The 12,138-nt window shown below is 69.3% G+C and carries 7 protein-coding genes and 1 pseudogene; 1 reads left to right on the top strand and 7 read right to left on the bottom strand.

The features are described from left to right. Nucleotides 1-7: 7 nt before the first annotated feature. A complete protein-coding gene (locus tag G9Q41_RS03245) occupies nucleotides 8-1,213 on the bottom strand; it encodes an AGE family epimerase/isomerase (RefSeq protein ID WP_165631311.1) in 1,206 nt (401 codons plus the stop codon). A gap of 830 nt (nucleotides 1,214-2,043) precedes the next feature. Here G9Q41_RS03245 and G9Q41_RS03240 point away from each other — a divergent pair. Further along, nucleotides 2,044-3,354 carry an MFS transporter gene (locus G9Q41_RS03240; RefSeq protein WP_142077086.1) on the top strand — a complete coding sequence of 437 codons (1,311 nt, stop codon included), beginning with the start codon at nucleotides 2,044-2,046 and terminating at the stop codon, nucleotides 3,352-3,354. 212 nt (nucleotides 3,355-3,566) lie between these two features. On the opposite strand, the gene G9Q41_RS03235 is transcribed toward G9Q41_RS03240, so the two are convergent. The 6 genes and pseudogenes from G9Q41_RS03235 to G9Q41_RS03210 form a co-directional block, all read right to left on the bottom strand. Beyond that, nucleotides 3,567-3,950, bottom strand: a complete 384-nt coding sequence (locus G9Q41_RS03235; protein ID WP_165631312.1) for a DoxX family protein — start codon at nucleotides 3,948-3,950, stop codon at nucleotides 3,567-3,569. Nucleotides 3,951-4,198: 248 nt separating this feature from the next. Further along, the gene (locus G9Q41_RS03230; RefSeq protein ID WP_142077084.1) at nucleotides 4,199-4,999 is read right to left on the bottom strand and encodes a methyltransferase domain-containing protein; all 801 of its coding nucleotides are present in this window, start codon (nucleotides 4,997-4,999) and stop codon (nucleotides 4,199-4,201) included. Between the two features lie 159 nt (nucleotides 5,000-5,158). Next, nucleotides 5,159-6,139, bottom strand: a pseudogene (locus G9Q41_RS03225) (glycoside hydrolase family 5 protein); the annotation flags it as partial. 256 nt (nucleotides 6,140-6,395) lie between these two features. Beyond that, nucleotides 6,396-7,421 carry a LacI family DNA-binding transcriptional regulator gene (locus G9Q41_RS03220; protein WP_165631313.1) on the bottom strand — a complete coding sequence of 342 codons (1,026 nt, stop codon included), beginning with the start codon at nucleotides 7,419-7,421 and terminating at the stop codon, nucleotides 6,396-6,398. A gap of 162 nt (nucleotides 7,422-7,583) precedes the next feature. Beyond that, nucleotides 7,584-8,588 carry a LacI family DNA-binding transcriptional regulator gene (locus G9Q41_RS03215; RefSeq protein WP_165631314.1) on the bottom strand — a complete coding sequence of 335 codons (1,005 nt, stop codon included), beginning with the start codon at nucleotides 8,586-8,588 and terminating at the stop codon, nucleotides 7,584-7,586. Nucleotides 8,589-8,880: 292 nt separating this feature from the next. Continuing rightward, the gene (locus G9Q41_RS03210; protein WP_242687020.1) at nucleotides 8,881-11,910 is read right to left on the bottom strand and encodes a glycoside hydrolase family 3 protein; all 3,030 of its coding nucleotides are present in this window, start codon (nucleotides 11,908-11,910) and stop codon (nucleotides 8,881-8,883) included. Between the last annotated feature and the right edge of the window lie 228 nt (nucleotides 11,911-12,138).

Genomic DNA, 12,138 nt, shown 5'->3' with positions numbered 1-12,138 from the left:
AGGGCAGTCACCGCGAGCGTCGACGGGCGAGCACGGCCGGGGCGGGCGTGAGCGGCAGGGTAGGAAGCAGTGCGGCCTGGTATGCGTGGTAGGCGTCCGGTTTGCCGGACCAGACGGTGCTGGAGACCCGGCCCTCCGGGGTGATCTCGTGGTGCCAGCTGCCGTGCTCGTCGTCGATGTGGTGGGTGTGGGCGTACTCCCAGAACGTGTCGTACCAGCGGATGTAGTGGTGTTCTCCTGTGCGCTGGTACAGCGCGTTCGCGGTGAGCACGGCTTCGGCGACGACCCAGTGCATGCGAGCTCTGACCTGGGGGCGGTCGTGCCAGTCCAGGGTGTAGACGAATCCGGGGTGGCCGTCGATGTTCCAGCCCCGGCTGACGGCGGAGTCGAACAGCCGCCGGGCGTCTTCGAGCAGCCAGTCGGGGGCTTCCGAGCCGAGAGCGGCATCGAGCTGGATCAGGAGCCGGGCCCACTCCAACCAGTGCCCGACCGTGCCGCCGTGCGGCCGGAACGGGTGTTCGGGCCGGTCGCGGTTGTAGTCCGGGATCGGTTCCCAGTCGGTGGTGAAGTGTTCGGGTAGCCGCCAGTCGTGAGCCGCGGCGACCCGGTGGATGAGGGTCTCGGTGATGCGCAGGGCGCGGTGGTGCCAGCCGGAGTCGCCGGTGACGTCCCCGGCGGCCAGGAACGCCTCGACGAGGTGCATGTTGCTGTTGGCGCCGCGGTAGGGCTCGGGCTCCTGCCACGACCGGTCCCAGCTCTCGAGGGCCAGGCCGGTGCGCTCGTCCCAGAAGCGGTGTTCGACGGTCTCCAGCGCTCGGGTCAGCAACTCCGCGGCACCGGGACGGTCGACGGCTGTGGCGCTGCTCGCGGCCAGGACGACGAACGCGTGCTCGTAGGCACCTTTCGCGGGGTCGTCCGTGCTGGAGTACCACCCGCCGTGCTCGGGGTCGTGCAGCTGCTCGCGCAGCGCCGCGACACCGTGGTCGGCCAGGTCCGCGGTGTCGACGTCGTCGAAGCCGCTGGCCAGGCTGAACACGTGCGTCATCCGCGCGGTGATCCACGTGGTGATCGGCTGCCGCTGGGCGAGCCGTCCTGTCGCGTCGAGCCAGCCGAACCCTCCTTCCGGGACCCGGGACGCGGCGGCGAAGCGGAGCAGTCCGCGCCGTTCGTCGGCCAGCCGGTCGTGGTGGGTGGGGGCATCCCAATGGATCACGGTGGTTCCTCCGGAGTGGGAAACGGTGTTCGTGGACGTGGTTCGCCTGCGAGGGGCGGCATCGAAGTCCGCGGACGTGGCTGCGGTGCCGGTTCGACCGGTCTGCGCCGTGGTCGTCTCCGTGAGCGTGGGTGACTGCTCGGTACGAGTCCGCGGCTACCCGGACATGCGGGCGCGGTGTGCTCGACCGGTGCGGGAACCGGTCGGAGCCGTCCGGGCCAGAAACGGCCCGCCGAGACGATCGTACACAGTTCGTCTCGCCCCGGAGTGCGACTTAAGCGGAATATAGGCTCCCGTTTCTTCCCGCGTCAACGTGCTGTTCACGGCGGCAGTGCTCGAGCAGGGGCGTGTGTCGGTGTCAGCGGCTGTCGAGAGCGGTCCCGAAGTGGGAATCGGAAGGTGGTCTGCGGGGATCACGCGGACGAAATCGCTGTACACGACTGTTTTCCTCCGGTTCGTGATCCGTCGGGCCGAGGTGTGCGAGTAACGCGATCATCAGAGGGAAGTCACTCGGACGAAACGGATCAGTGGTGTGACCCTTGACGCTTAAGGGGTTAAGTGCTTTTCTGGTCCCACTGTTCCGGAGGTGGGGAAAACCACGTGATCCGCTCGGCGGTCCCAGCCCGGGAACCCTCGTCGAAACACGGGGAGGGACACAGCGCCGAAGGCGGAGCGCTTCGGTGCCGGATCCGTGCGTGGGCATCCCCGCGCCGTACGCGGTCGCCACTGGCGATCGCGCAGACCGGAACGCACTCGCATACCGTTCCCGGACACGTTCAGCGATGGGAACGGTAGCAACACCGCAATCCGACAAGGACTCCTACGTGGTAATGACATCCTCATCGCAGCAGCCGGAAGCGGGGCCTCCCGAGCCGCTGAGCTCGGAAGGCCAGCCCGAGAGGAACGCTCGTCTGACCGGGCAACATGTGGGAACGGGGTTCATCACCCTCTACGTACTCGCCATGATCGGCCTGTGGGTCGCGGTGCTGACCCCGTCGTCGATCACTCTCGCGTTGCGCGTCGCGGCGATCGATCCCGGCGGGAAGGCCGGGTCGCTGGCTTTGGTGACCGGGACCGGCGCGCTCTTCGCGCTGGTGGCGACCCCCGTTTTCGGGCGCCTCAGTGATCTGTCCACCTCGCGGTGGGGGCAGCGGCGTCCCTACATGCTCGGCGGCCTCCTGTTCGGCACCGCTTCGCTGGTGGTCATCGGGCTCGCCCCCAACATTCTCGTGGTGACCATCGGGTGGTGTCTGACCCAGATCGGTTTCAACGCCACCCTGGCGGCGATGATGTCCCTGCTGCCCGAGCGTGTTCCCGAGGACCGCCGCGGGACCACCTCGGGGCTCATGGGGGTGACGAACCAGGTCGCCCAGACGACCGGAAGCTATCTCGTCCTGCTCACCGGCACGGTCGGGCTCGCCATGTTCCTCGTGCCCGCTGCGGTCGGTTTCGTGCTGGTGCTGGCCTTCGCCGTGTTCCTGCGGGAAGTGCCGAAAACGCGGGACGAGTTGCCGGACAGGTCCTGGAAGGACCTCTTCTACAGCTTCTGGATCAACCCGGTCAGGTACCCCGACTTCGGTTGGGCCTTCCTCAGCCGGTTCCTGATGCACACCGCGATCGCTTTGCTGACCACGTACAAGACGTACTTCCTGATCGACCGGCTGGGCTACACCAGCGCCGAGGCGGCCGGGATCCTGGCCTGGTCGATGCTCATCCTCGCGATCGGGGTGATGTCGGGCAGCGTGATCTGCGGCTGGTGGTCGGATCGTGTGGGCAGGCGCAGGGTCTTCGTCGCCGGGGCAGCACTCACCTTCGGGGCCGGGATGGCCGTGATCGCGTTTTCCCACTCGCTGGTGGGGTTCGCTCTGGGTGTCGCCGTCGCCGGTGTCGGGCAGGGCATCTACGCCGGTGTGGACTACGCGTTGGTGGCCGGTGTGCTTCCCAACAGCGAGACGGAAGCCGCGAAGGGGATGGGTGTGTTCAACATGGCCAACTCCCTGCCGCAGACGGTGGGCCCGATGCTGGCCCCCGCCCTGCTCATGATCGGTGGCGGTGAGAACTACACCACCCTCTACCTCGGTGCCGCCGTGTTCGCCGCGTCCGGGGCGGTTGTCCTGCGGTTCATGCGTCTGGCCCGGTAGCGGGGCGAACGCCGTTCGCGGTCGCGGGGTGCCGCGGCCACGAACTCCTGGTGTGGCCGGGTGCGGTTCTGCTGCCGTGGCTCGACACCACGACCGGGAATCGCCCTGCCCGAGGTAAGCGCAGTGTTCAACGGATTCCTCACCGGGCAGAGCCTGCAAACGCCCTGGTTCCGGAGGGCTCGCCCCTGAGCTCGGGGCGAGGACCGGTTGGATCAGCCGGTGAAGACCTCGGGCCCGAAGCGCCCCCAGGCCACGAAGGCGGCCATGGCCAGGTAGAGCAGGTTCGCGGCAACGGGCGTTCGCTCGTGGCGACGAAGGTGCGTGATCATCGCGCCGATCATCAGCAGCACCCAGCAGACAGCGGTCACCGGCACCATCACCGGCGCGATACCGACCACGGCAGGCAGAACGATTCCCACCGCCGCCAGGAGTTCGACGGCTCCGAGGGTTTTGACGAAGCCGACGCCGAAGTCGTTGGTCCATCCCCCGTGGGCGGTCGCGGCCAACTTCTCCTTCGGTACGAACAGTTTCGTCGCGCCGCCGATCAGCATGACGGTGGCCAGCAGGCCGGTGACGATCCACAGTGCCAGGTTCATGAGGCAGCTCTCCTCGGCAGGGTAGGCGAGCACGGGGGCCGGTGACGCGCCGTCGGTAGTAGCGTAACCGCGTAATGCGTCCCACTCGCCGGTGTCGCCGCAACTCCACGGGGATCGTGATTCCCGGATTTCACAGGAGAGCCTCGTTCTCGGCGGCTCCGCTCCCGCTGATCTCCTCCGAGCGTGTTGACGACCGGCTTTACGCTTTCGGCGCGGGCGGTGCCGGTGGGCGAGCCCCGCGAGTTCGGTCAGGGCCGGAAGGGACGGCGGCCCCGGGCCGAGACCATCGGCGACGTCGCGAGATCGAGCTTCCCAGCAGCGATGTTGGCGAGGTGCCGCTCGATCTCCTCGTCGGTGGCGAGGTCCGCGGCGGTGAGCTCGGCACGCACCTGTTGGACGGTGGCCGCCTCGAGGACGTCGCACTGGGGTGAGGTGATCGGGAAGTAGGCGTCGGCCGTGACCTCCGCGAGGCCGACCTCGCGCAGCAGCCGTGGCAGCTTGCGTCCGTAGGCCAGGTCGGCGCCGCGTTGCTGCAGCAACTGGCGGAAACCGCGGCGCAACCGGTTGGCGAGTTCTTGTTCGGGGCCGTGCTCGTCGGGACAGATCAGCGGTTGCAGAGCGGGGTCGGCGTCCTCGATCAGCAGCCACCCGCCGGGACGCAGCGCCCGGGCCATGGAGCGCAGCGCGGCATCGCGGTCCGTGACGTGGACGAGGAGCAGGCGGGCGTGGATCAGGTCGAAGGGGCCGCCCGGGGGGTCGTCGCGGGCGACGTCGTGGCTGAGCACTTCGAACGTCTCGTCGGTTGCCTCGATCCAGGACACGTCGATGTCGGTGGCGAGTACACGTCCGCCGGGTCCGACGCGTTCGGCGAGCCGAGCGGGGAGGTTCGTGCCGCCTGCGCCGACCTCCCAGCACTGCCACCCCTCGTCGATTCCGAGCGTCTCGAAGTGCCGGAACGTGGAGGGGTCGAACAGGGCCGAGAGCGCGTCGAAGCGTTCGCCGGCCTCGACTTGCCGGTTGTCCAGCAGGTATTCCTCGTCGTGGCCCACGAGCCGATCATGTCACAGCCCGGAGCGTGCGTTGTCGCGCGAGCCGTGCCGGGGCGGATGCGCCTCAGCACGGCGATCGTTCGGAACACGCGCCGCGATGGCCACGCGACGCTCGCGCCCCGTGACCATCGCGGCCGTGGTGTTCGTGTAGTCGGATCAGTAGACGGTGGCTTCCTCGGCGGTAGCGGCGATACCGTCGGTGCCGTTGAAGATGCGCTCACCCCACTGGGTGAGGTTGTCGGCGTTGAAGTTCTCGGTCATGTCGAGGTAACCGACTCCCTCACCGTTACCGCTCCACGACCAGCCGAGGTAGCCCACGCCCAGGGACTGCGCGGTGGACATGATCGCGTCCTCGTTCGGGTCACCGTCGGAGTGCTTGTGTCCGAACTCGCCGACCACGATGGGCAGTCCCCGCTCGGTGAACGAGGACAGGTAGTCGCGGATCTTGGAAGCCGATTCGTACACCCCGTACATGTGCACCGAGAAGACGGTGTTGCCCGCCGGATCGGCGGCGAGGACCTCGCCGGCGTTGTTCCGCATGGTGTTCGACCAGTCCTGGCCCCAGTTCGGGGCGTCGGCCATCAGCGTGTGATCGAAGCCTGCCGAGCGCATGCTTCGGATCGCCTGCTTCGTCGCACCGGTCCACTCGGAGGCCGTGTCGTTGCCGAACGGCTCGTTGCCGAGGTTGACGACGACGTACTTCTCCTGGCCGTCCAGCGCGCTCTGGACGCTCTTCCAGTACTCCACGGCCCGTTGCAGGTCCACGGCGGCGGAATCGTCCCCGTATCCGGTGGTGTCGTGCACTTCGAGCACGCAGACCAGACGGTTCTGCTTGCACCGCGAGACGATGTCGCGTACCTCGTTCGCGTCGGTCCTGTTCCACTGGTCGCCGCTGCTGAGTACCACCCGGACGGTGTTGGCGCCCTGCGCCTTGATGTCACCGAGCGAGTCGAGTTCGTCCGGGTACCAGGCGTGTGCATGGTTCACGCCGCGCATGACGAACTCGTTGCCGTTGGCGTCGTACAGCCGTCCGTCCTGGACGTGGAAACCGCTCGCGGCGGAAGCCTGGGGCATGCCGAGGAGCAATGACGCCAGCGCGATCAGCAGCGTCGTCCCCAAAGCGGTTAATCGACTCTTCATCGAAACCTCGATCCGGTCGTTCCCTGCGGGTGCTCTTGCGTTCGATCGGGCGCCCGCGAGGGGGTGTTCGGTTGGAAACCGGGCCTGCTCAGGTCGGTGCCCACTCCCGCGGTGAGTGGGCCCGGGATGTCCGTCACTCCCGGAACCGAAGAAGCCCCGTTAGCTGCATCACACTACTTAAGCGATTAATAGTCAAGGGTTGTTCGTGGCGAGTTCAGCTGGAATCGGCCTTCCGTGATCCGAACGGAAACCGCGATCAGCGGTTCGGCGCGGGGCCGGTGCTCGCCCGTGGAATCAGTTCCGGATCCGAGGTCTTGGTGTCCCGGGACGGTTCGCCCGCGATGATGTCGGTCAGCAGTCGGATGGCTGTGGAGCCGCGTTCGGCGATCGGACGGCGCACGGCGGACAGCGCGGGCCGGACCAGTTCGCACAGCGTGGAATCGTCCCAGGCGACCAGGGAGACGTCCTCGGGCACCGACAGCCCGAGTTCCTGCGTGACGCCCAGTGCCGCCACGGCCATCACATCGTTGTCGAACACCAGCGCGCTGGGTGGTTCATCGTTGGTGAGCACCCGCCGCGTCATCCGTGCTCCGCCCTCGTCGGAGTAGTCGGCCGTGACGATGTGCGCCTGTTCCAGCCCGAGGCGTTCGGCCGCTTCGGAGAACGCCCGGGAGCGTGTCCTGGTGTGCAGGAGCTCGTCCGGTCCGGCGACTCGGGTGATGCGCCGGTGCCCGAGTTTGGTCAGGTACTTGACCACGTCGACGATCGCCACCTGGTCGTCCGTCCACACGCAGGGCACGTCGTCCGTCTCGGAGGGTTCGCCCAGCACCACGGCAGGAAGGCCGAGCTCGTGGACCAGCTTCGTCCTGGGGTCCTCGACTCGCAGGTCCACCAGCAGCACGCCGTCGACCCGGTGCTCCGCCCACCACTGCCGGTAGGTGGCCAGTTCGGCCTCGGTGTTGTCGGTGACCTGCAACAGCAGTGAAGTGGGTCCCCCGGAGAGAGCCTCCTGGATGCCGGAGATGAGCTGCATGAAGTAGGGCTCGATCCCGAGTACTCGCGCCGGGCGGTCCACCACGAGACCGATCGCGTTGGTCTGCCCGCCGGTCAGCGAGCGCGCGACGCTGCTGGGGGCCCACCCCAGGTGTTCGGCGATCTCGAGGATCCGGCGCCGGGTCGCGTCCGAGACTCCGGGGCGGTTGTTGAGCGCATAGGAGACCGCGCCGGTCGACACCCCCGCTGTTCGGGCGATATCAGAGATGGTCGGACGTTTCCCCGGCATCGGTGTCTCCTCGTGCTGAAGCGGTTTTGAACAACTCTAATAGGGAAGCGCGTGTTGCTCTGGACACGTGTCGGACGGTGACGGCGACGCGCCGGGGCGCGCCCGGGAGACCGGGTAGAAGGGTGTGGCGAGTCGTGTGGCGGGATTCCCGCTCCCGGTTGGCTACTCCCGCTGTGCGGTGCTGTCGCCGTGGGTGAGGCGGGGGGACAGCAGACGGACCTCGGGGGAGGCCGCGCCCTCCAGTTCGCGCATGGTCATCTCCACCGCGATCCGCCCGACGTCGTCGGACAGCAACGGCACCGTGGTCAGTCGCATCGGTCGGTTCGCGGTCATCTCGTCGGGGCCCACGGCCACCACCGAGATGTCCTCCGGTACGCGGCTGCCCCGGGCGCGGAGTTCGGACAGCAGGGTGCCGAGCACCGCTTCGTTGTGCACCACGAGGCCGGTGAGCCGCGGCTGTTCGGCGAGTATCCTGTCGAGGCACTCGCGGGCCCCGTCGTAGGAGGGGGAGCAGGGTTGGCTGGGGGCGTTCAGCCCGCGTGCCCGGGTAGCTTCGGTGAATCCGTTGAGGAAGCGCCCGGCGAAGCTGGTGCCGCGTTCGTAGACCGCGGGCGAGGGCCCGACCAGGGCGATGTGCTCGTGGCCGAGGTCGGCGAGGTGCTGGACGCAGCGCTTGGCCGCGGCGGAGAAGTCGAGGTCCACGCAGGACAGGTCGCCCGGCTCGTCGGGCAGTCCTATCAGCACCGTCGGGCAGCGCAGCGACCGCAGCACCGGCACCCGCGGGTCGGCGGACTCGACGTCCATCACCAGCAGCGCGTCGGCCATCGCCGAGTCGGCCACCCGGCGGAGCCCGTCCGGGCCCTCGTCGTTGGTCAGCAGCAGCACGTCGTAGTCGTACTTGCGCGCGGAGGTGACCACCGAGGTGACGAAGCCCATCAGCACCTGGACGTCGATGTCGGCCCGCAGCGGCATGACCAGGGCCAGCACGTTGGTGCGGCTGCTGGCCAGCGCGCGGGCACCGGCGTGCGGGTGGTAGCCGAGTCTGCGGACGCTGGCCTCCACGCGGTCGCGCGTCTCCGGCGAGATCGACCGCTTGCCGGACAGCACGTAGGAGACGGTGCTGGAGGAAACTCCCGCGTCCCGCGCGACGTCGGCGATGGAGACCATGTCGTCCTCCCGGCTGGGGTGTCGAAGCGCATCGAGTGATGGCCGGGTTCATGGTAGGCCAGGCGGGGCGGCCGCAGCGCGGATCCCCGCGTGTCCTCGCCCGGTGAGGCGCTCGGTGCGGCGGGAAGGCCCGCCTCGGCGCGGGCGGGTCGTGGTGCGCGGTGCGGCTCGGCCGCTGGTGGTGGGTGGACTCGGACGGGCTGCCCGGCCGAGCTCGAAGCGGTTCGACAGGCGCGTGCCCGAGCCCGCGGCGGGCTCGGGCGGTTGCTCGGGCTCCCGTGCGCGGGGGTGCTCACCGGTCGAAGTGGAAGGCCGCGATCCTGGCGGGTCCTTCCAGGACCAGGTAGACGTCGTGGCGCCCGCGCGCCCGGGTCAGCCGGGAGCGCACCGTGCGGTAGGAGTACTCGTCACCGGTGGCGGGGGCGGTGAGCGCGCCCAGCTCGCGACCGGCCGGATCGTCCAGTCGCACGCTCAGGCGCGTGGCAGCGGCGGAGGCGTTGGCCACCAGCGCGGTGAGCCCGCCGGTGCCGGGTCCGAGGTCGACGTCGCGGAAGAGGATCCAGCCCTGCCCGTCGGAGGGGGTCACGGCCGTGCCGTGCTGCTTGCTCCGGTCGGTGAGCGTGACGCCCGCGTAGTCGTCGAAGTCGACCGCGCTCGTCTGCCGGTGCAGGTCCCGCGGTGGGATGGTCTCGCCGCGCACCCGCAGCGCGCGGCGGCTGCGGACGTCGGCGCTGGAGGAGCCGAGCAGCAGGTCGTGCGTGGCCGCCTCGACCACCCACCGCTGTCGGGTGACGTCCCAGTGCGCGAGGTCGGCACCGCGCAGGGTGAACTCCACGGTTCGGCGCTGGCCGGGTTCCAGGTGCACCCTGCGGAAGGCGCGCAACCGTTTCCGCGGTTGCGGGTTCCGCGACTGCCGTTGGTGCGTGTAGAGCTGGACGACCTCGTCGCCGGCGCGTCGGCCGGTGTTGCGGACCGTCACGCTCACCCGGCTCGCGCCGTCCGCGTCGATCACGGGCTCGCTCAGCCGCAGGGCGCCGTAGTCGAAGGTGGTGTAGGATAGCCCGTGCCCGAACGGGTACAGCGGTGTCGCGGTGGAGTACTGGTAGGTGCGGGCGGACTTGATGACGTCGTAGTCGAGCAGGTCCGGCAGGTCCGCGACCGAGCGGGGCCAGGTCTGGGTGAGCCTGCCCGCGGGGTTGGCCCGGCCGAGGAGCACGTCGGCCAGCGCGTTGCCGGTCTCGGCACCCGCGTGGGTGGTCCACAGGATGGCGGGCAGGGTGTCCTGGGCCCAGGTGATCGTAGCGGGGTAGCTGGTCTGCAGCACCAGCACGGTGTTCGGGTTGGCCCGGTGCACCAGCTCCAGGACCTGCTGCTGCTCCGGGGCGATGTCCATGCTCTCGCGGTCGTCGGTCTCCCTGGCGTTGATGAGCGGCATGCTGCCCGCCACGACCACCGCGAGGTCAGCCTCGCCTGCCGCTGCGACCGCCGCGTCGCGCCCGTCGCGGAGCACCTCGCGGGTGAACGTGGTGGCCGTCTCCGGCGAGTCGGCGGTGACGACCAGCCTGCCGTTGTCGTCGACGGTGACGTACTTGCGGTCGCCGAACCACGACTCGTCCGCGTCGTAGCCGGCGTACTCCAGCACGTGGCCGTCGGCGTGCGCGCGCAGCTTGAACCGCTGCCGCACGTTCCACCCGTTGGGCTGTGCGGCGTCGTTGACCAGGGTGCGGCCAGTCGGTTCGTAGGAGAGGTACTTGCCGTTCGCCGCGGCGCGCAGCGTCACGATCCCCTGGCCCCAGTCGAAGACGTCGAACCGCGTCGCGGCGCCCGCGCCGGAGGTCAGCCGCAGGGGCTGCTCGTCGTCGGTGGCGGTGACGCGCCGTCCGTCCGGGGTGGCCAGCGCGATCCGGTCCACGCCCTCGCTCGAGGTTACCGCGGTGCTCGACCCGAGCGCGGCGCGGATGCCGCGCAGCGGGGTCACCTCGTAGGGCAGGGCACCGGAGTACCAGTCGGTGTAGAGCGTGTCGGAGAGCGGGCCGATGACGGCGATCCGGTTCGTCCGCGCGGGTGATAGCGGCAGCGTTTCGTGCTCGTTCTTGAGCAGCACGGTCGCCCGCGCGGCCGCCCGCCGGGCCAGGGAGCGGTGGGCGGGGCTGTCGACGACCTCCCGGCCGATCCGGCCGTACGGGCCGCCGTGCGGGTCGAACTCGCCGAGCCGGACCCGGATGCTGAGCAGGTGGCGCACGGCCTCGTCCACATCGGACTCGCTGAGCAGTTCCTCGTCCAGCGCGGTGTTGATCGCGCTGATCGTCCTCGCCGAGTCGGTGTCGTCGACGGTGAAGCTGTCCAGGCCCGCCTTGAGGATCGCCGCGTCGGCCTCCGGCTGGGTGGCGTGGTAGTTCTGGTCGCCGGTGAGGTTGTTGGGCCCGCCCGCGTCGGTGACGTTGCACAGCGGCCGCGGCGCCCAGCCGCGCAGGAGCTCGTCGAAGTCGTGGTGGACGGTCATCGGTCTGCCGTTGACCAGGTTGTAGGCCGACATGGCCCCGGTGGCCGCGTCGGCCGACAGTGCCGGTTCGAAGGCCCGCTCGTAGTACTCGCGCTTGACGCGCGGCGGCAGCATCGCCGAGGTGGTGTGGCGGTGGACCTCGTTGTTGTTGGCCAGGTAGTGCTTGAGCACGGGTGCGGCGCGTAATCGCTCGGGGTCCGGGCCCTGGATGCCGCGCCCGTAGGCGGTGGAGATCACGCCGGTGAGGTGCGGGTCCTCGGAGTAGCCCTCCTCGTTGCGCCCCCACCGGGGGTCGCGCAGCAGGTTGACGGTGGGCGCCCACAGCTGCAGTCCCCAGACGTCGGGGTTGTCGGAGTGGTAGCCGCGCGCCTCGGTGCCGACGGCTTCGCCGACGCGTTCGACCAGCTCGGGGTCCCAGGTGCTGGCCAGTCCGATGGCCTGGGGAAACACCGTGGCCGTCGCGGTGACCACCGCGCCGTCGTCGTGTCTGTCGGTCGACCACGCCAGCCCGTGCAGCGCCTCGGTGCCGGTTTTGAAGGCCGCGATGCCCAAGCGGGGGATGGCCGGTTGGTACTGGTGCAGCAGGGCGACCTTCTCGTCGCGGGTCAGTCTGCCCAGCAGGTCCTCCACCCGCTGCCGCGTGGGCAGCGCGGGGTCGCGGAACCCGGGCGAGCCGGGTGCTGCCGCCGCGGCGCTTCCGGGCAGGACGCCCGTCAGGGCCGTTCCGGCCGCGGCCCCGGCGGCCAGGGACAGCACGCGGCGGCGGGAGAGCGGATTCGGCGAGTTGGGGTGCATGGGACGCATCACCTCCGGAGACATCGACGATGTGTCGAAGCGATTCGACCATCGATCGATGGTTGTGCTCGGACACAGCGCGCGATGGCGAAAACTGTGGCACCGAAACCTGCTCCGGTCAACCGCTACTTCTGGCAGTTGTCCCGTGGTGTCAAGGCTTTTCCGTGGTGTGCTCTTGTGTTTTCCGTCATCGATCTCTAGCGTCGATCACGTCGGGTTTGTCGATGCGCTTCGATTGAGCGCAGTGCTGCG

This window comes from Actinopolyspora sp. BKK2, from assembly GCF_011291845.1.
Lineage (GTDB): Bacteria > Actinomycetota > Actinomycetes > Mycobacteriales > Pseudonocardiaceae > Actinopolyspora > Actinopolyspora saharensis.
The sequence above is the reverse complement of the archived record's forward strand: the minus strand, read 5'-3'. Positions and strand labels throughout refer to the sequence as shown.